General features: G+C 39.4%; 18 protein-coding genes. 5 read left to right on the forward strand and 13 right to left on the reverse strand.

Annotated features, from left to right (window positions below):
* Positions 1-152: 152 nt before the first annotated feature.
* From ftsY to ADF68_RS01180, 3 genes are read right to left on the reverse strand one after another with little or no spacing between them, the layout of a single operon-like run.
* Positions 153-1,496 carry a signal recognition particle-docking protein FtsY gene (gene ftsY / locus ADF68_RS01170; RefSeq protein WP_049548288.1) on the reverse strand — a complete coding sequence of 448 codons (1,344 nt, stop codon included), beginning with the start codon at positions 1,494-1,496 and terminating at the stop codon, positions 153-155.
* A gap of 3 nt (positions 1,497-1,499) precedes the next feature.
* Complete coding sequence (locus ADF68_RS01175; RefSeq protein WP_049548289.1) at positions 1,500-2,318, reverse strand: Cof-type HAD-IIB family hydrolase; 819 nt, start codon at positions 2,316-2,318, stop codon at positions 1,500-1,502.
* A complete protein-coding gene (locus tag ADF68_RS01180) occupies positions 2,318-3,109 on the reverse strand; it encodes a Cof-type HAD-IIB family hydrolase (protein WP_049548290.1) in 792 nt (263 codons plus the stop codon). Before ADF68_RS01180 ends, ADF68_RS01175 begins: the two co-directional genes overlap by 1 nt.
* A gap of 332 nt (positions 3,110-3,441) precedes the next feature.
* Here ADF68_RS01180 and ADF68_RS01185 point away from each other — a divergent pair, with 332 nt between their 5' ends.
* Positions 3,442-3,909: an 8-oxo-dGTP diphosphatase gene (locus ADF68_RS01185; protein ID WP_049548291.1), complete on the forward strand. Its 468-nt coding sequence runs from the start codon at positions 3,442-3,444 to the stop codon at positions 3,907-3,909.
* A 243-nt stretch (positions 3,910-4,152) separates the two neighbouring features.
* On the opposite strand, the gene ADF68_RS01190 is transcribed toward ADF68_RS01185, so the two are convergent.
* The 4 genes from ADF68_RS01190 to rnc form a co-directional block, all read right to left on the reverse strand.
* On the reverse strand, positions 4,153-4,731 hold the full coding sequence (locus tag ADF68_RS01190; protein WP_049548292.1) for an HD domain-containing protein: 579 nt from the start codon (positions 4,729-4,731) through the stop codon (positions 4,153-4,155).
* Between the two features lie 172 nt (positions 4,732-4,903).
* A complete protein-coding gene (locus ADF68_RS01195) occupies positions 4,904-5,563 on the reverse strand; it encodes a trimeric intracellular cation channel family protein (protein ID WP_049530871.1) in 660 nt (219 codons plus the stop codon).
* Between the two features lie 88 nt (positions 5,564-5,651).
* Positions 5,652-9,191, reverse strand: a complete 3,540-nt coding sequence (smc, locus tag ADF68_RS01200) for a chromosome segregation protein SMC (RefSeq protein WP_049548293.1) — start codon at positions 9,189-9,191, stop codon at positions 5,652-5,654.
* Positions 9,182-9,880 (reverse strand): ribonuclease III, encoded by a 699-nt coding sequence (rnc, locus tag ADF68_RS01205; RefSeq protein ID WP_000661075.1) that lies wholly within the window; start codon positions 9,878-9,880, stop codon positions 9,182-9,184. Before rnc ends, smc begins: the two co-directional genes overlap by 10 nt.
* A 153-nt stretch (positions 9,881-10,033) precedes the next feature.
* Between rnc and ADF68_RS01210 the strand changes: the two genes are divergently transcribed.
* From ADF68_RS01210 to ffh, 3 genes are read left to right on the forward strand one after another with little or no spacing between them, the layout of a single operon-like run.
* Entirely contained in the window at positions 10,034-10,366 is a 333-nt protein-coding gene (locus ADF68_RS01210; protein ID WP_000402062.1) for a putative DNA-binding protein, read from the forward strand.
* A 2-nt stretch (positions 10,367-10,368) separates the two neighbouring features.
* On the forward strand, positions 10,369-10,584 hold the full coding sequence (locus ADF68_RS01215; RefSeq protein WP_049508835.1) for a hypothetical protein: 216 nt from the start codon (positions 10,369-10,371) through the stop codon (positions 10,582-10,584).
* Positions 10,585-10,601: 17 nt separating this feature from the next.
* Positions 10,602-12,167: a signal recognition particle protein gene (gene ffh, locus ADF68_RS01220; protein WP_049548294.1), complete on the forward strand. Its 1,566-nt coding sequence runs from the start codon at positions 10,602-10,604 to the stop codon at positions 12,165-12,167.
* 23 nt (positions 12,168-12,190) lie between these two features.
* On the opposite strand, the gene ADF68_RS01225 is transcribed toward ffh, so the two are convergent.
* From ADF68_RS01225 to ADF68_RS01250, 6 genes are all read right to left on the reverse strand, one after another.
* A complete protein-coding gene (locus ADF68_RS01225; RefSeq protein WP_049548295.1) occupies positions 12,191-13,081 on the reverse strand; it encodes an RluA family pseudouridine synthase in 891 nt (296 codons plus the stop codon).
* The gene (lspA, locus tag ADF68_RS01230) at positions 13,071-13,532 is read right to left on the reverse strand and encodes a signal peptidase II (RefSeq protein ID WP_049548296.1); all 462 of its coding nucleotides are present in this window, start codon (positions 13,530-13,532) and stop codon (positions 13,071-13,073) included. Before lspA ends, ADF68_RS01225 begins: the two co-directional genes overlap by 11 nt.
* On the reverse strand, positions 13,529-14,437 hold the full coding sequence (locus ADF68_RS01235) for a LysR family transcriptional regulator (RefSeq protein WP_049526940.1): 909 nt from the start codon (positions 14,435-14,437) through the stop codon (positions 13,529-13,531). The genes lspA and ADF68_RS01235 overlap by 4 nt, the downstream gene beginning before the upstream one ends.
* A 156-nt stretch (positions 14,438-14,593) precedes the next feature.
* Entirely contained in the window at positions 14,594-15,199 is a 606-nt protein-coding gene (gene sodA, locus ADF68_RS01240; protein ID WP_004252591.1) for a superoxide dismutase SodA, read from the reverse strand.
* Between the two features lie 69 nt (positions 15,200-15,268).
* On the reverse strand, positions 15,269-16,306 hold the full coding sequence (gene holA, locus ADF68_RS01245) for a DNA polymerase III subunit delta (RefSeq protein ID WP_049548297.1): 1,038 nt from the start codon (positions 16,304-16,306) through the stop codon (positions 15,269-15,271).
* Positions 16,307-16,339: 33 nt separating this feature from the next.
* On the reverse strand, positions 16,340-17,275 hold the full coding sequence (locus tag ADF68_RS01250) for a dihydroorotate oxidase (RefSeq protein WP_049548298.1): 936 nt from the start codon (positions 17,273-17,275) through the stop codon (positions 16,340-16,342).
* Positions 17,276-17,500: 225 nt separating this feature from the next.
* Here ADF68_RS01250 and gdhA point away from each other — a divergent pair, with 225 nt between their 5' ends.
* Positions 17,501-18,847, forward strand: a complete 1,347-nt coding sequence (gdhA, locus tag ADF68_RS01255) for an NADP-specific glutamate dehydrogenase (protein ID WP_049548299.1) — start codon at positions 17,501-17,503, stop codon at positions 18,845-18,847.
* Positions 18,848-18,981 lie beyond the last annotated feature (134 nt).

Raw genomic sequence — 18,981 nt, forward strand, 5'->3', positions numbered from 1 at the left:
CTTAATTGTATCGCGTTTGGAGTTTTTTGGTATAACCTTCGATGCGCACCCGCATAGCGGGTGTTTTTTTTGTCTCGCACCTAACGGAGCGAGACGGACTGAAAGTCACATAATCAAAAACAATCCTGCAAGAATTCTTGCAGGATTTTCGTTTATATCAAACCTTCTAGAAGGCCCTTCATAAAGTTTTCAGAGTTAAACTCACCGATATCATCGATTTTTTCACCAAATCCAATTAGCTTAACAGGGATATTGAGTTCCTCACGGATAGCAAGAACAACCCCACCTCGGGCAGTTCCATCAATCTTAGTTAAGACAATTCCTGTAACAGGAGTAATTTTTGAAAACTCTTTGGCTTGAACAAGAGCGTTTTGCCCAGTTGACGCATCCAGAGCTAGGAAGGTTTCATGCGGAGCTTCTGGCACAACACGTTTAATGATACGACCAATTTTTTCCAACTCTGCCATCAAGTTTTCCTTGTTTTGTAAACGGCCAGCTGTATCAATCATGAGAATATCAATACCTTCTGCTACTGCACGTTCCATCCCATCAAAGACAACACTAGCTGGATCTGCTTTCTCCGGACCAGTTACGACTGGAACATCTACTCGACGACCCCATTCTGCTAACTGGGCAACTGCACCTGCACGGAAAGTATCCGCAGCAACAAGCATGACTTTCTGGCCTGCTTGCTTGTAGCGATGCGCTAATTTACCGATTGAAGTTGTTTTCCCGACACCATTAACACCTACAAAAAGCATAACTGTCAAACCATCTTGAAAGTTAATGCTTTCATTGTATTGTCCACCTTTTTCGTAAAGCTCTACCAATTTTTCGATGATCACACGACGGAGGACATCTGGTTTCTTGGCATTTTCAAGTTTTGCTTCATAGCGCAATTCTTCAGTAAGATTTGAAGCTACCTGTACACCAACGTCACTCATGATTAAGAGTTCTTCAAGTTCTTCGAAGAAATCTTCATCAACAGAGCGGAAGTTAGCAAAGAAAGCATTCAAACGAGCTCCAAAGCCCGTACGAGTTTTCTTGAGACTACGGTCATATTTTTCCTGTACAGTCTCTTGAACTTGAGGAATTTCTTCGATTACTAGATCTTCTTTCACTTTTTCAGAAGTGTCTGCTTCCGTTTCGTCTGATTGAGCTTGATTAGCTTCTTCATCGTTGCTATCACTTGAAGGTACTTCTTCGACTGGTGACTCAAGTTCTTCTGCAACAAACTCTGCTACCTCTTGAGCTCTTTCTTCAGTTTCTTCAACTTCTGTTGACTCTGACTCTTCCTGACAACAATGACACTCAGTTTCCTCAACTTCTGAACCTTGGTCGATTTCCTCAGTATTTTTCACTTCAACTTCTTCAGTTCCAAGTACTTCAACTTCCTCGCTAGGTTCTGTCAGATCCAAGTTTTCCAAAGCTTCTTTAACGACTTCTTCGATTTTTGGTTCTTCTTTTCTCCCAAATAAACGGTCAAATAATCCCATTCTTTAGTTCTCCTTCAGTACATATTTTTCAATGGCCCAGGCAACAGCTTCCTCGTCATTGGTCATAGGGGTTACTATATTTGCAACTTCCTTGACCTCAGACACAGCATTTTGCATAGCAACTCCGAGTCCTGCCCATTCAATCATGGAAAGGTCATTTGCCTCATCTCCACAAGCCATCACTTGACTTTGGTCAATTCCTAGATGGTCGATCAATTTAGCTAATCCAGTAGCCTTATGAACGTTCTTTGGTGACCATTCCAAAAGCATGTCGCGAGATTTGAAAATTTCATAATTGTTAAACAAGTCTGGTGAAATATTAGCAATTGCGGCATCCAGTGGTTCTTGGGCAAAAGCGGTCACACATTTGTTGTAGGTCATTTGACTAGACAAATCTTCAAAGTCAATTGGAACAAAGTTTAAAACAGGGTTAAACTTGGCGTAAAGACTTTCTTGATCTGATTGGATTTGGTAAACTGTACCTTCTGAAATGGCGTCTAAAGGAATGCCTAGTTTTTCAGTTTCCTCGTAAATACGTGTCACATCATCAATAGAGAATACTGTCTTATCGAGGATTTCACCCGTATTTTTCTGAACCAATCCACCATTAAAGGTGATAGTATACTCGTCATCATGGCCGTCTGTTCCAAGCTCTTTGAGGAAGAAATCCATAGCCTTGAGGGGACGTCCAGTTGTCAGTACCACTTTGACTCCCTGTTCACGCGCAGCCTTTAAAGTTGCCTTAGTACGATCAGTCAACTTCTTGTCTGTCGTCAGCAAAGTCCCATCTAAGTCTAGGGCAATTAATTTAATATCTGCCATTACAATCCCTCCATATAAGCAATAACTGATTGGTCTTTGTGATGTCCGATAACTGTTTCAGCTAGTTCTAAAATCTCTGGACGAGCATTTTCAGGTGCGACTGGGTGCCCAACCACTTGCATCATGTGAAGATCATTTAGATTATCACCAAAGGCCATCACTTGATCCATATCCAGATTTAATTTCTTAGCCAATTCGACAATAGCAACTCCCTTGTCAACATGGTCTAAAACAATGTCAATGGATTCAAAGCCTGTCGTCATAGCCTTGACCCCAGGAACATGTTCATTGACCCAAGCTTCTCCGGCTTCTACTGTCTCTTCAGTAAAGTTAGTTGTGAATTTGAAAATCTCATCGGTAATCTCTTCAAGACTGGCTACTTTTTTGATATTTTCATTGTAATGATGACTAAACATAAGATAGGTTTCATCTACTGTGTCTAATACATAGCAAGCCTCTTTACCAGTCAAGAGCATCTTTTTCTCATCAAAATAAGGTGAAGTCTTTAGTTTTTCAAATGTTGATAGGTAAAAATCTCGAGGCATGGTTGCTTCATAGAGGTCCTCTCCATGGAAACGAACGAGACTCCCATTTTCAGCAATGAAAATAATCTCATCTTTAACATCTGCAAAATGCTTTTCAAGTGACAAAAGCCCACGACCAGAGGCAACAGCAAAGTAGATTCCTTTTTTTTGATAAGAATGGAGCAACTTTTTCAGACGCTTCATATCAAATTGACCGGCACCATCTAAAAAAGTACCGTCCATATCCGTTGCTACTAATTTAATCATAAAATTCTTCATACTCCAATTAATAAATCTACCTTCTATTATACCATAGAAAAAGCAAAAAAAGACGTGCTGAATTGACACGTCCTTGTCTTCTATAAATCAATCCATATGCCATTTTGAAGGCCAGGCTGATTTGCTTACTTTCTTTTATATCCAATCTCTTAACACTTTTCTGCCAAAGTTCTTGATTGAAGTCTATTCTGAGAGTTCATCAGCTATTGCGTAAAAATTATCAATCTTTGGCTGAGATACATTTGTCACAATCATAAATAGCATATAGTTCTTGACATATAATCTTGCATATGAAAAAATACTTGTTGGAGGTTAATAATATGACTGAAAAAATCAAAAACTGGGTTAATATTTGCGTTTTGAAAAATCAAGAAATTTTATTACTTAATAGACAGCACGATAATTTTCCTGGCTGGATTCCACCGGGAGGAAAAGTTGAATTCCCTGAAAGTTTTTTTGAAGCTGCATTACGGGAACTTAAGGAAGAAACTGGACTCACTGCATTAAATCTTGAATTAAAAGGAATTTCAGGCTTTACTAATTCAATTGGTAATGAGAGATTTGTCTTCTATGACTTTTTATGTACTCAGTTTACTGGTGAACTAAGTACATCTGCTGAAGGTGAGCCAAAATGGTGGAATCTAAAAGATATTGATAAAATACCAATGCAAGATGAAATAAGAAAAAGGCTACCACTTTATTTAAGAAAAGGAAGCTTTGAAACTATTAACTATTGGGATGATAATAAGAAATGCATTAGTGAAAACAAAACAATTTTATTTGACTAATATTCTCTACGGTATAATCAAATGCAAAATTCTCAATCCATTAGTAATTTTTGTATAATTCAGTACTCAATACAATCTGTCTTTAATAACATATAGTTTAGAGTTTTACAAAATAATGGTATCTAATAAAAATCATCTAATCTGACAATTTTTTCTTGTATCTATTGATATCTAAAAAGCCTTGGAAACAGCTTATTCCAAGGCTTTCTCTATATTCTATTGTATCTATAGAGCCAGTCGTTATTAAAAATATAACCCCCTTTCTACACTTTCCTGAATCAAATCTTCCGTTAGTTTCCATAATTCTTCTGATTCACTTTTTATGAACTTTTTCTTTTCTAATACCATGTCTGCACTGATATTATCAGGGTTATAATTTAATTCTGACACTTCTAAGTGATTTATCAGTGGTACCAATGCATCGATCACTCTTGCATATCTTGCTTCAGCACTCTGCCCTTTTTCAAATTCCAACCACAAATTTTTCATATTCAAATATTTCTCTTCTGGAAGGAGGCTCATTGTTTTTTCTATAGATGCTAGTTCTTTATCATGAGAATGAAGCTTTTTTTCATCATCAAAAACCCAAGTATCTCCGGCATAAATCTCACCTAAATCATGAATCAATAACATAGGAATCACTTTTTCCATATCCAATTTTTTAGGATAATAATCTTGAAGAACCATCGCAGCTATGGCACCCTGCCAGGAATGCTCGGCACTATTTTCAAATCTGCCATCAAGAGTTCTATTAAATCTTGTCACTGACTTTAATTTCTCTATTTCTTTAATAAAATCAACTGAATGTTTCAAATTACTCATTGCTATTCCTACCTTATTCTAAATTACAAATATAATAGCAAAAATTAATCTTTACATCATTAATTTCCCGTATTTGCAAAAAAATAACGCCTAATCCACATGAGATTAGACGCTGATAAAATGACTATTTTAAACTTATTTACGGGTTTAGAATCAAACTTTCAGCCATTCATCAATTCAAGGTTCTCTTATCCATATTTGGCAAAGAGAGTCGGAATTTAATGATGCAGAGTCGAATCACAAAACCAACAATAGAAACAATGATAAAGACAGTGATTCTTGGAAAGTGAAGGACAAAGGCCAACCAATAATAAATAACTCCAATTACGAAAGATAGAAGGGCATAAATATCTTCTTTTAGAACACTTGGTACTTCATTGATCAGGAGGTCTCGGATAATACCTCCACCAGCACCAGTTAAGCAGGCTAAAAGACCTGCAGACATCAAATTTAGCTTACTATCCACTAAGGCTGTCGCTCCAATCAAGGAAAAGATAATCAGCCCAATGGAGTCAAAGATGAGGTAAGCTTCTCTCAGCCACTTATAGAACTTTTTTTCATGACTAGCATTGGCCTGTTTTGAAGTTACAAAGACATACATGATAACCGCTACAAGGATAGAGACATAAATCGGGCTGGGATCAGCAAGAGAGGAAGGAAAACGACTGATAATAGAATCTCTCAAAATCCCTCCGCCTACTGCCGTTACAATTGCCAATAAACTAATTCCAAAAATATCTAAACGTTTACCAAATCCTTTGATGGCTCCTGAAGCCGCGAAGGCTATAGTCCCAATATAATTACAGATCATTAGGAATAGGTCAAAATCCATATAAGCTCCTCAATTTATTTTTGTAACCCTCCGACTTCTTGAAGGTCATTCTAAATACTTTAGCTTGAAATGTTGTATCGAAAACAAACTAAGCATCCATATTCTCTAAATCTTTTAGTTTAACAGAAACAATCTTAGAGACACCAGATTCTTGCATGGTCACCCCATAGATAGAGTCTGCGGCCGTCATTGTACCCTTACGGTGGGTAACGACGATAAACTGGCTATCCTTGTCAAATCGGTTGAGATAATCCCCAAAGCGTTTAACGTTTGCTTCATCGAGTGCAGCTTCTACTTCATCCAAGATAACAAATGGAATGGTCTTAACACGAATGATCGAGAAGAGCAAAGCCAGAGCTGACAAGGCCTTCTCTCCACCACTCATGAGATTGAGAGATTGGATTTTCTTGCCTGGTGGTTGCACAGATATTTCGACACCTGCTATCAATAAATCACCTTCTGTCAGAATTAGGTCTGCTTGGCCACCACCAAACATCTGCTTGAAGGTCACCTTAAAGGACTCACGAATAGCTTCGAACGTTGACTTAAAGCGTTCTTTCACTTCATCATTCATCTCTGTAATGGTTTCAAGAAGTAAGTTTTTAGCAGAAAGAATATCATCTCGTTGAGTATTTAAGAACTCCAAACGTTCATGTACTTCATCAAACTGTTCAATGGCATCCAAATTAACCGGACCAAGTGAACGAATGGATTTTTCCAAATCCTTGACCTCTTGTTCAGCCATAGCTAAATCTTCTAACTGATTAGCTTGTTCTAGGGCTTCCGTATAGCTAATCTGATATTCTTCTGTCAGTTGACCTTGAAGATAGCGAAGGCGGTCCGTAATCTTCTCTTTGGTCGCTTCTGCACGTGTTTGCTTACGAATCCATTCTTCATTTTGCTGACGAGCTTGTTCTAAATGACTGGCTATATCATCCAATTGACCTTCAATATCATCCAGTTCAAACTGCTTACGAATGAGCCCTTGTTGAATTTCTTCCTTCTGACTCTTGGCTTCTGTTTCCTGCTTGGTCAAAAGTTCTGTATCAACCTTTTCAAGATTGTCTACCTTTTCTTGGAGAAGGCGTTCGATTTCATCTTGCTCCGTATCAAGGTATTCAAGCTCTTTGTTAATCCGTTCAATATCTGCAACTTCGTAACGTTTTCGCCCTATCATTTCTGTTTTATGGAGACGTTCTTGGGAAAGTTTTTCCTGTAAGTTTTGGTAACGTTCTTGAATCGCATTTTTATTGGACTTAATTTCTTCAATCTCAGACTCCAGCTTTTGCTTTTCAGTTGAAATAACTGCAAGACATTCTTGGCATTTTTCTTTTTCAGTTTGCCAATCTCCACCTCTAAGATTGTTTAATTCTTTTTCCTGAAGTTCTAAAAGCGTTTCGAGTTCTTCGACTTGTTGGCAAGTTTGTTGATAAGCCAGATATAACCCCTGCTCCTCTATTCGAGCTTGCTCTCCTTGAGACTTAATAGTCTCCAAAGTTTGACTGAGGGCTGTCAAGCCTTCTTGAAGTGATTTCAGATTTTCTTCTTCCTGACCAAGAATCTTCTCTTCCTGAGCAATTTCTTTTTGCAATTGCTCCAATTCAGGCTTGATGAAAATACTGTTATTTTGACGATTGGCACCACCAGCATAAGAACCACCTGTTCGCAATTCTGTACCATCAAGCGTTACCATCCGAACTTGATAGCGCACTTTACGAGCTGCATCACGCGCTTGCTCTACCGTATCAAAGATTGCTGTTGTAGCTAGCAAGTTTTTAAATATAGCTTCATGCTTGGCATCAAAAGTAACCAATTCATCTGCCATTCCAAGAAAACCTGGACTTGAGACAATCACATCTTGGTTCTGACCAGAAATGCTACGAGCTTTGATGGTTGTCAAAGGTAGGAAGGTCGCACGACCAGCTCGGTTTCTTTTTAGAAAATCAATAGCCTTGGTCGCTGCCTGTTCATCTTCAACGATGATATGTTGGCTACTTGCCCCGAGGGCAATTTCAAGAGCTGTTTGATAACGAACATCAAAGGTTAAATGTTCACTGACCGCTCCGACAATACCGCCCAGGCGATTTTTTTCTTGTAAAACACTCTTAACACCTGCATAGAAATTACTATGGTTTTTAAGAATGTTTTCCAGACTTTGCGCCTTGGCCTGCTTGTTTTTCAGGCTATCCAAACGGTCAAAGAGTTGATTTTGCTGACTTTGATAAGCCTGCTTTTGTTCTTCTTCCTGTTTAGCATTCGTCTGATAGTCAGCAAGCAAGGTCTGTACTTTTTCTTTTGCTGATTTTAGATCAGCCTCTTGTTCACTTGCCTTAGATTTGGCAGAAGCTAATTGTTCCTTCAAGGATGCTAATTGTTCTTCTTGCTTTTGAGTCTGTTGGCGACTATTTTCAAGGTCATTCTCAATACGTGTCAGCTGGTTAGACACATCAGCTTCTTCTTGTAAAAAGGCAACGAAACGTTCACGTAATTGCTCAATCATCTGATCTGGATCATCAGAAAATGCTACTAACTCAGCTTCTAAACGATTGAGCTCCTTGGTATTGACTGCTAGATTTGCTTCTAACTGACTGAGATTTGCTTCTTTTTCTTCCTTCTCTTGAATGAGAACATTTCTCTTTTCGTCCAAACTAGCCAAACGAGCCTGTGCCTCTTGTTGATTGAGAGCAACCTGCTCTGTCTCCAGTTTAGACAAGGCCAATTTCCGTTCTAAATCACTGATTAGAGCAGTCAAATCCATCAAACTAGTTTGATCTTTAGCCATCTCTGCTTGTAAATCTTGTCTCTGCTTCTTGAGAGATTGATTTTCAAGTTCTAGTGACTCGCGTTTTTGATAATAACTAGTCAACAGTTCTTGGACTTGGTTTAATTCTTCTTCTGTCAGATCTAATTCAGCCTTATTGGCTTGAATTTGTGCAACCAGAACATCCAAGTAGATGCCTTTACGCTGACTGTCCAAGTCCATAAATTTACGAGCTGTTGCTGCTTGCTTCTCTAAGGGCTTGATTTGATTATCTAACTCATAGATGATATCTTCCAAGCGGTCTAGATTGTCTTGAGTTTGTTGCAGCTTACTTTCTGTCTCTTTGCGACGAGTTTTATATTTCAAGACTCCCGCCGCTTCTTCAAAAATAGCGCGGCGTTCCTCAGGTTTGGAGTTAAAGATTTCTTCGACCTTCCCTTGGGAAATAATAGAGAAGGAATCACGTCCAAGTCCAGTATCCAAGAAAAGGTCATGAATATCACGAAGACGAACTTTTTTACCATCAATCTTGTATTCACTATCTCCAGTACGATAGATATGACGTTCAACTTTGATTTCCTGGCCTGCATCCTTGATAAAGCCATCTTGGTTATCCAAAGTAACAATAACAGAAGCGTAGTTTAGAGGCTTCCGACTTTCCGTTCCTGCAAAGATGACATCAGGCATCTTCCCGCCACGCAGACTTTTCACACTAGATTCACCTAGTGCCCAACGGAGGCTTTCAGTAATATTTGATTTCCCAGAGCCATTTGGTCCTACAACCGCCGTCACCCCTTGGTCAAAAAGAACTTTTGTCTTATCAGCAAAGGACTTAAAGCCTTGGATTTCAATTTTTTTTAAATACATGAATCCAGCCCTTTCTCAACTGCATTTTTAGCGGCTTCCTGCTCGGCCAATTTTTTAGAGCGTCCTTTACCAGAACCTAGACTTTGCCCCTCAACAAGGACTTCAACCTCAAACATCTTATCATGGGCTGGCCCAATCTCTGAAATCACCTGATAACGAATATCAACATCTCCATTAACTTGGAGCAATTCTTGAAGGTGAGTCTTATAATCCTTGATCATCTCAAAATCGCCAGCTTCAACCTTAGGAATCATGACTTGGTAGATAAAGGTTTTTACAGTCTTTATATCCTTGTCTAAAAGCAGAGCACCCAAAAAGGCTTCAAAAGCATCGCCCAAGATCGTGTCTCGGTTACGACCACCAGACTTTTCCTCCCCCTTACCAAGCTTGATAAACTGATCAAACTGACAATCACGGGCAAAACCAGCCAAACTCTCCTCACGGACAATCATAGCACGGAGTTTTGACAAGTCCCCTTCTGGTTTTTTAGGGTATTTTTTAAACAGATATTCTGAAATCAATAATTGCAGAACAGCGTCTCCTAAAAATTCCAAGCGTTCATTGTGTGAAATTTTTAAGAGGCGGTGCTCATTGGCGTAACTAGTGTGGGTAAAAGCTGTTTCAAGTAAGCTTTTATCTGTAAAAACAAGCTCAAAACGGTCTTGTAACACTGATTCTAATTCTTTCATGACTACCTCTTTCTAAATCATTATAATCCTATCCATTATATCAAAAAAAGGCTTCATAGTCAGAAAAGAACAGCGAAAAGCTCATTTTCTAACTTCTAGCTAAAATCAGCCCCCAGCTAGCGAATTGGGCTTTTTTTTGGTATAATGAATCTTATGGAAATTGAAAAAACCAATCGAATGAATGCTCTGTTTGAATTTTATGCAGCCCTTTTGACCGATAAGCAGATGAACTATATCGAACTCTACTATGCAGACGACTATAGTTTGGCTGAAATTGCTGAAGAATTCGGTGTCAGTCGCCAGGCCGTTTATGATAATATCAAACGAACTGAAAAGATTCTGGAAGACTATGAGATGAAGCTCCATATGTACTCTGACTACATTGTCCGCAGTCAGATTTTTGATCAGATCTTAGAGCGTTATCCAGAGGATGCTTTTCTACAAGAGCAAATTGAGATTTTGACCAGTATTGATAATAGGGAGTAATCATGGAAAATCTTGTTGTCTATAAAGGAATACCTTGCAAACTATTAGCTGCAGAGGAACCGTTTCCTACAAGACTACAAATTCTCTCACCTGATTCTATTCCTCAAGCCCTTAAAGAAGGATTTAGCTGTTGGGGATATCCAAATGAAATCATGAAAGAAGTCACAACCGAAGAACTAGAGAGTTTGCAACATTTCGGACGATTTCCACTGAATTGAAAAAATAGGAGAAAATAATGGCATTTGAAAATTTAACAGAACGTTTGCAGAACGTCTTTAAAAACCTACGTAAAAAAGGAAAAATCACAGAGAGTGATATCCAAGAAGCAACCAAAGAAATTCGTCTGGCTCTTTTAGAAGCCGACGTTGCTTTACCTGTTGTCAAAGACTTTATTAAGAAGGTTCGTGAACGTGCCATTGGGCATGAAGTGATTGATACCCTCAATCCAGCTCAACAAATCATCAAGATTGTTAATGAAGAATTGACGGAAGTTCTTGGTTCAGACACAGCTGAGATTATCAAGTCTCCAAAAATCCCAACTATTATCATGATGGTAGGTTTGCAAGGGGCTGGTAAAACAACCTTCGCTGGAAAACTTGCTAACAAACTTAAAAAGGAAGAGGATGCTCGTCCTATGATGATTGCGGCCGATATCTATCGTCCTGCTGCTATCGACCAGCTCAAAACACTGGGACAACAGATTGATGTTCCGGTATTTGCTCTTGGTACTGATGTTCCTGCAGTTGAGATTGTTCGCCAAGGTTTGGAGCAAGCTAAAGCCAACCATAACGACTATGTCTTGATTGATACAGCCGGTCGTTTACAAATCGACGAACTTCTCATGAATGAGCTCCGTGATGTCAAAGCTCTAGCTCAACCAAATGAAATCCTTCTCGTCATCGATGCCATGATTGGTCAAGAAGCTGCTAACGTTGCGCGAGAATTTAACGCTCAATTAGAAGTTACCGGTGTCATCCTTACCAAGATTGACGGGGACACTCGTGGTGGTGCTGCCCTCTCTGTTCGTCACATCACAGGAAAACCAATCAAGTTCACTGGTACTGGTGAAAAGATTACCGACATTGAAACCTTCCACCCAGACCGTATGGCTAGCCGTATTCTCGGTATGGGGGATATGCTGACTCTGATTGAGAAAGCTTCCCAAGAATACGATGAGCAAAAAGCCATTGAAATGGCTGAAAAGATGCGAGAAAATACCTTTGATTTCAACGATTTCATCGATCAATTGGATCAGGTGCAAAATATGGGGCCAATGGAAGATTTGCTCAAGATGATTCCAGGAATGGCCAACAATCCTGCCCTTCAAAATATGAAGGTGGATGAAAAACAAATTGCTCGCAAACGTGCCATCGTATCTTCTATGACTCCAGAAGAACGTGAAAACCCAGACTTGCTTACTCCAAGTCGCCGTCGTCGTATCGCTGCCGGTTCTGGTAATACCTTTATCGAAGTCAACAAGTTTATCAAGGACTTCAACCAAGCTAAACAACTCATGCAAGGTGTCATGTCTGGTGACATGAACAAGATGATGAAACAGATGGGTATCAACCCTAACAACCTTCCTAAAAATATGCCTGGAGGTATGGATATGTCAGCCCTTGAAGGTATGATGGGACAAGGTGGTATGCCTGACTTGTCAGCTCTTGGAGGAGCAGGAATGCCAGATATGAGCCAAATGTTTGGTGGAGGTCTCAAGGGCAAAATCGGGGAATTTGCTATGAAACAATCCATGAAACGCATGGCTAATAAAATGAAAAAAGCTAAGAAAAAACGTAAATAAAAAGGACTCGCTTGAGTCCTTTTTTAGTTATTTCGAAGTTTCTCTAAAGTCTCTTTAAAGATAGCGGGGATATCGGAAGTAAATTCCATATTTTCACCAGTTCTTGGATGGGTAAATCCAAGTGTCTTGGCATGGAGAAATTGCCCATGTCCTTTCAAGGTTTTACGAGGGCCGTAAACCTCATCACCAGCGACTGGATGACCGATGTAAGCCATGTGTACACGGATTTGGTGAGTTCTTCCAGTTTCCAGTTGCAATTCCAGCAAGGTATAATCACCAAAGCGCTCCAAGACTTGGAAACGTGTCACTGCTGGTTTACCTTTGGCAGTCACAGCTTGTTTCTTGCGGTCTTTTTCACTACGTCCGATCGGCGCTTCAATGACGCCACGGTCATTTGGAAGATTGCCATGAACGATGGCCCAATACTTCCGAAGAGATTTCTTGTCCTTCAATTCTTGAGCAAGTGCGATGTGCGCTTCATCGTTTTTAGCAATCATCAAGAGACCTGAAGTATCCTTATCAATACGATGGACAATCCCTGGACGCAAGACACCATTGATGCCTGATAGGTCCTTGATGTGGTACATAAGGGCGTTAACCAAGGTACCACTCGTATGTCCAGCACTTGGATGAACAACCATGCCTTGAGGTTTATTGACTACTGCTACATCCTCATCTTGATAAATGATTTCTAGAGGAATATCTTCAGCTACATACTCCAAAACTTCTGGTTCTGGCACCTGATAAGTAACGACATCGCCCTCTTGGACCGTATACTTGGCTTTTTTGACCTGACCATTGACCAGGACTTGACCTGACTTGATTTGTTCATTGGCGAGACTTCGCGACAGTTCTGTTAAATCTGACAAAGTCTTATCTAAGCGTAATCCACCTGTTTCAATTTTAATTTCCATTCATTTCCTCTTTTAGCATTGCAAGCAATAATACAATCACTCCGACCGTCAGATAGCTATCAGCCACATTGAATATGGCAAAATTAACAAAGTCTAAGTGAAACATATCCACGACAAATCCTTGACTGATACGATCGATAAAGTTTCCTAGGCCACCTGCAATAATCAAAACCAGTCCAAAGACAGTCCAGAAGGAATCCTCCATGTGCTTGTGTAGATACCAGATGGCTCCTACCATAACTACCAGAGTAATCACTGCAAACAACCACTGTTGATCTTGAAGCATAGAAAAGGCTGCTCCTCTATTTTGCAGATAGGTCAAACTGACCAGATTTGGGATCCATGATTTAATTTCACCAAGAGCAATATTCTGAACGACGTAAGCCTTTACCACTTGGTCTAATGCAATCAAGGCTGCTATGATTCCTGCAATTATTCCTCTTTTTTTCATGCTTTCCTCTTCTGATCAAAATACTCTTGCATAACCTCTACAAATAAAGTCCCTGCTTGGCTCAAGTCTACTTCCTCACGTTTCACATAAACCATGCGATTATTGAGATTATCATTTAGCGGAATAACGGTGATCCCGTTCACACTATCGCTATCTAAGAATCCAGATCCAGTCGCATAAGCATTTGTTCTTTCAAGGATTCCATTTAAGGTAGCGCGGTCAGTTACGTTAAACATTTGAGAGCTAGCACTTGTATCTACAAAGTTCTCTGAGTAATAAAGATACTCATCCTTTTCTTGAGTGAATCGAACCGTTGGTAAATCTGCCAAATCCTCCATGACCAACTCTTTTTTCTTGGCTAAAGGATGCCCTTCACGCAGATAGATATGGGTTTGGAAAGGAATCAACTCAATCACTTCAAGTCCTAACTTTTCAACTCGTTGCATAATTCCCTTTTGGTTTTGATTGTTGAGGTAGATAATTCCAATCTCACTATGTCCTTGGGCTACTTCATCCAAAATCTGAACAGTTGTAGATTCAAAGATACGAAAATTCTTATAGTCAGGATATTGTTGCGAAAAAGCTGTAATGGTTGGTGGCAAGAAATCATAGTGCTGGCTGGCTATTGAAAACTCATCCTTCTCCTCTTCAGGATTGGCATACTGATTTTGAAATACATCAAACCCTTTTACTAACTCTTGGGCCTTTTCATAAAATTCCATTCCACGGCGAGTAAGAAAGGTACCCGAACTAGTTCTGCGGAAAATCTTGAATCCTAGCTCTTTCTCCAGATCTCTTACAGAAATAGATAGACTGGGTTGGCTAACGTACATTTTCTCAGCAGCTTCACGAAAAGTACCACTATTTGCAATAGCAACAACGTAGCGTAATTGTTGAATATTCATGATTTCTCCTTCGTTTTCTATCTTATCATTATACCATAAATAAAGCCTATCCAACAAAGGAAAATCATGAGACAGTTACTTCTAAAAAAGGAAACAAAAAAACACCTTTAAAGCTAGACCCAAAATCCAACTAAAAAGGAGTGTTAACAAATGCGATTATTTAGCTGCTGCGTAAAGCTCGTCTACTTTATTCCAGTTAATCACTGAGAAGAAAGCTTTGATGTAGTCAGGACGAACGTTGCGGTATTTCACGTAGTAGGCATGTTCCCAAACGTCCAAGCCCAAGATTGGTTTCTTACCTTCTGAGATTGGTGTGTCTTGGTTTGCTGTTGAAGTCACTTCAAGTTTACCTTCTTTGTTAACAACCAACCATGCCCATCCAGAACCGAAACGAGTTGTTGCTGCCGCAGTAAATGCTGCTTGGAATTCTTCGAATGAACCAAAAGCTTCATCGATTGCTGCTGCAAGTTCTGCTGATGGAGCTGTTTTCTCAGGAGTCATCAATTCCCAGAAAAGAGCGTGGTTCAAGTGTCCACCACCATTGTTGATAAGCGCTTGACGGATATCAGCTGGGATAGATTCTACATCAGCAAGTAAAGCTTCAAGGTCTTCACCGATTTCAGGGTGTTTTTCAAGAGCTGCATTAGCGTTATTTACATATGCTTGGTGGTGTTTGTCATGGTGCAAATGCATTGTTTCAGCATCGATGTATGGTTCCAAAGCGTCGTATGCGTATGGAAGATCTGGTAAGATAATAGCCATCTGTAATACCTCTTTTTCTTTCTATATAAAAATGATAACGTAAACATCTCGTTTTTTCAAGTTATTTGCTCAATTTGACTGACTTGCAATCTGTAATAAGGCCTTCTCAAACAGGTAGCTTTTTTCATAAACTCCTGTCTTAATTTGATAGTCTGTTTGGATCAGATAGCGAATAGAATCTTGCAAGAAATTCAAGGATAAGCCTCGCGTATCTCGAAGGGCAAATTTGATTTGATAGGGATTAGGATTACGACCTAGATAGTGCCCTAAACTGCTAACCATCTGGGACTCCATCTGACCTGACTCTGCCAAAATCTTGACTTGTGTATAGAGTCTAAACTGCCCCAGCATAATGGCAATCAGTTTAATCTCGTCTTCACCCTGCAAGGTCAAATCTTTTACCAAATCTCGAGCCTGATCAATTTTCTTAGTTAATATTAATTGGGTCAAATCAAAAATATTATCCTGCAAAGTCTTTGGAATGGCTTCAACAATATCTTCTTCTGTTATCAGACCACTATCCTTATAAGACTGTAAGAAGAGCAAGTTTTTCTGAATTTCACTGAATTGAAAACTAGATTTGATAAGCAACTGTTCAAAGGATTTTCCAGCAAAGCTAAGTCCTTGCTTTTGACTCCACTTTTGAAAATATGCTCGTAGTTCCTGCTCTTTTGGCTCAATCGCTTCAAAAACCTTGGCATCCCTCTTTAAAAGCTTGACCAATCGTCTCTTACTGTCTAACTTACCTTCTACGAAAATCACTAATTTGCTGGTAGGAGATGGATTTCCCAAGTATTCTTCAAAAGACTTGAGTTCATCATCAGTTAGATAACGTTTTTTTGCCGTGCTTATATCCACAAAATGATCTAGAATGACAATCTTTTCATCTGCAAAGAAAGGAAGACTAAGGAGTTCCAGCTCAATATCCTTGTAGGCCACTTCTTTCATATCAAAGTGAGCAAAATTCAAATCAGCTGGATCATAGCCTATTTGTTTTAATACTTGACTCTTCATGACTTCAAATTGCCCTAAATCATCCCCAGTAAATACCGTTAATGCTGGTAAATTCTCCAAGGTCAAGCCTTGACTCTCTTCAATGGCTAGCATCTTCTCTCCTTTCTATTCGATAAATTCATTTCTCTAATCAATATAATTCAATTTACCACGGAAATCTTCAAGGATTTCATAACCTTTTTCCGCCATGATTTCTTTGAGTTCCTTTGTAATGCGTTCAAAAGCACCTACACCTTCTTTATGTAGGGTAGTTCCTACCTGAACCATGCTGGCGCCACATAGGATATGTTCAAAGGCATCACGTCCTGTCAGAACGCCACCTGTTCCGATGACTTGGATTTGAGGATTTAAGCGTTGATAAAAAGCATGGACATTAGCAAGAGCTGTTGGTTTGATGTATTCTCCACCGATTCCACCAAAGCCATTCTTAGGACGAATCACGACTGACTCATCTTGAATATAAAGACCATTTCCAATGGAGTTAACACAGTTAACGAATTTGAGTGGGTATTTGTTAAAAATAGCTGCCGCTTGATCAAAATGTACAATATCAAAATAAGGTGGAAGCTTAATTCCAAGAGGTTTTGTAAAATACTCAAAAACTTCTGACAAGATACGATCTGTTGTTTCAAAATCATAGGCAATCTGAGGCTTACCTGGAACATTTGGGCATGAAAGATTAAGCTCAGTCAGACCACGGAAATCACTTTCTTGAACCTTTTTCAAGATGGTATGAGTTTCCTCTGGAGACATTCCCACTAAAGAGAGAAAGAAAGTACGGTTAGGTTCTTTTTCCTGTATTTCTAGAAGATAATCAAGGTAATAATCTAAACCATTATTTGGGAGCCCCATTGAGTTTATAGAACCAAGTGGAACATCTTGATAGCGTGGTTCAGGATTTCCCTGACGAAATTCCAAGGTTGCTGTTTTAGTGACAAAGGTTCCTGCTGCTGAGTTTTTAACACCTTCCAATTCCTCAATGGTCATGCAAGCTACACCAGCCGCATTCATCAAGCAATTGTCAAATTCAAAACCAGCAATCTGTGTTTTAGTTGATACCATGATTCTGTTCCTCCAGATTCCTTTATATTGCTACTATTATACCATACTTTGGCAGGACTCTTTTAATAAAACTAATTCTATGAAAAGGTTCTTATTCAGCTAATAAAACTAGCTAATCCAAATTGAAAGAATTTTTAGAAAATTTATGTTTTTTCCTTTACAGTAAAAAATTTTTCTGCTATAATGTCTCATGTAATAAAATATGACAACAAAAAGGAGAACGATATGACATCTGCTAAAGAATATATCCAAAGCGTGTTTGAAACTGTAAAAGCTCGTAACGGGCATGAGGCTGAATTTCTCCAGGCGATTGAAGAATTCTTCAGCACTTTGGAGCCTGTCTTTGAAAAACACCCTGAGTATATTGAAGAAAATATCTTGGCACGTATCACTGAGCCTGAGCGCGTAATTTCTTTCCGTGTTCCTTGGGTTGACCGTGATGGAAAAGTTCAAGTTAACCGTGGTTACCGTGTTCAATTCAACTCAGCTGTTGGACCATACAAAGGCGGACTTCGTTTCCACCCAACTGTTAACCAAGGAATCTTGAAATTCCTCGGATTCGAACAAATCTTTAAAAACGTTTTGACTGGACTTCCAATCGGTGGAGGTAAAGGTGGATCTGACTTTGATCCTAAAGGTAAAACTGATGCTGAAGTGATGCGCTTCTGCCAAAGCTTCATGACTGAGTTGCAAAAATACATCGGACCATCTCTTGACGTACCTGCTGGTGATATCGGTGTTGGTGGACGTGAGATTGGTTACCTTTACGGACAATACAAACGCCTCAACCAATTTGATGCTGGTGTCTTGACTGGTAAACCTCTTGGATTTGGTGGTAGCTTGATCCGTCCAGAAGCAACTGGTTACGGTTTGGTTTACTACACTGAAGAAATGCTTAAAGCTAATGATAACAGCTTTGCTGGTAAGAAAGTTGTGATTTCAGGTTCTGGTAACGTAGCCCAATACGCTCTTCAAAAAGCAACTGAACTTGGTGCAACTGTTATCTCTGTATCTGACTCAAATGGTTATGTCATTGATGAAAATGGTATCGACTTTGACCTTCTTACAGATGTTAAGGAAAAACGTCGTGCTCGTTTGACTGAGTACGCTGCAGAAAAACCAACTGCTACTTACTACGAAGGTTCTGTCTGGACTTACACTGGAAACTACGATATCGCTCTTCCATGTGCGACTCAAAACGAGATCAACGGTGAAGCTGCGAAACGCTTGGTTGCTCAAGGAGTTATCTGTGTATCTGAAGGTGCTAACATGCCTAGCGACCTTGAAGCTATCAAAGTCTACAAGGAAAATGGAATCCTTTACGGACCTGCCAAAGCTGCCAATGCTGGTGGGGTAGCTGTATCAGCTCTTGAAATGAGCCAAAACAGCCTTCGCCTTTCATGGACACGTGAAGAAGTTGACGGTCGTTTGAAAGATATCATGACTAACATCTTCAACACTGCTAAAACAACTGCAGAAACTTACGGTCTTGGTACTGACTACCTTGCAGGTGCAAATATTGCAGCCTTTGAAAATGTAGCAAACGCCATGATTGCTCAAGGGATTGTTTAATTCTAAAAATGAACTCCTCACTTTCAGCGAGGAGTTTTTCTAATGCAAAAAGAGAGTGGGACAGAAATCAGTATAGTTGGTTGAATCTAGAATAGTACACTACGGATTCTAAAAGAACTTCTAGAAATTAAGTT

The organism is Streptococcus pseudopneumoniae (assembly GCF_001068775.1).
Taxonomy (GTDB): domain Bacteria; phylum Bacillota; class Bacilli; order Lactobacillales; family Streptococcaceae; genus Streptococcus; species Streptococcus pseudopneumoniae_N.

Coding starts and splice junctions, on each gene's coding strand:
- ftsY (WP_049548288.1), bottom strand. CDS start 1,496: ATGGGATTATTTGACCGTTTATTTGGGAGAAAAGAAGAACCAAAAATC.
- ADF68_RS01175 (WP_049548289.1), bottom strand. CDS start 2,318: ATGGCAGATATTAAATTAATTGCCCTAGACTTAGATGGGACTTTGCTG.
- ADF68_RS01180 (WP_049548290.1), bottom strand. CDS start 3,109: ATGATTAAATTAGTAGCAACGGATATGGACGGTACTTTTTTAGATGGT.
- ADF68_RS01185 (WP_049548291.1), top strand. CDS start 3,442: ATGACTGAAAAAATCAAAAACTGGGTTAATATTTGCGTTTTGAAAAAT.
- ADF68_RS01190 (WP_049548292.1), bottom strand. CDS start 4,731: ATGAGTAATTTGAAACATTCAGTTGATTTTATTAAAGAAATAGAGAAA.
- ADF68_RS01195 (WP_049530871.1), bottom strand. CDS start 5,563: ATGGATTTTGACCTATTCCTAATGATCTGTAATTATATTGGGACTATA.
- smc (WP_049548293.1), bottom strand. CDS start 9,191: ATGTATTTAAAAAAAATTGAAATCCAAGGCTTTAAGTCCTTTGCTGAT.
- rnc (WP_000661075.1), bottom strand. CDS start 9,880: ATGAAAGAATTAGAATCAGTGTTACAAGACCGTTTTGAGCTTGTTTTT.
- ADF68_RS01210 (WP_000402062.1), top strand. CDS start 10,034: ATGGAAATTGAAAAAACCAATCGAATGAATGCTCTGTTTGAATTTTAT.
- ADF68_RS01215 (WP_049508835.1), top strand. CDS start 10,369: ATGGAAAATCTTGTTGTCTATAAAGGAATACCTTGCAAACTATTAGCT.
- ffh (WP_049548294.1), top strand. CDS start 10,602: ATGGCATTTGAAAATTTAACAGAACGTTTGCAGAACGTCTTTAAAAAC.
- ADF68_RS01225 (WP_049548295.1), bottom strand. CDS start 13,081: ATGGAAATTAAAATTGAAACAGGTGGATTACGCTTAGATAAGACTTTG.
- lspA (WP_049548296.1), bottom strand. CDS start 13,532: ATGAAAAAAAGAGGAATAATTGCAGGAATCATAGCAGCCTTGATTGCA.
- ADF68_RS01235 (WP_049526940.1), bottom strand. CDS start 14,437: ATGAATATTCAACAATTACGCTACGTTGTTGCTATTGCAAATAGTGGT.
- sodA (WP_004252591.1), bottom strand. CDS start 15,199: ATGGCTATTATCTTACCAGATCTTCCATACGCATACGACGCTTTGGAA.
- holA (WP_049548297.1), bottom strand. CDS start 16,306: ATGCTAGCCATTGAAGAGAGTCAAGGCTTGACCTTGGAGAATTTACCA.
- ADF68_RS01250 (WP_049548298.1), bottom strand. CDS start 17,275: ATGGTATCAACTAAAACACAGATTGCTGGTTTTGAATTTGACAATTGC.
- gdhA (WP_049548299.1), top strand. CDS start 17,501: ATGACATCTGCTAAAGAATATATCCAAAGCGTGTTTGAAACTGTAAAA.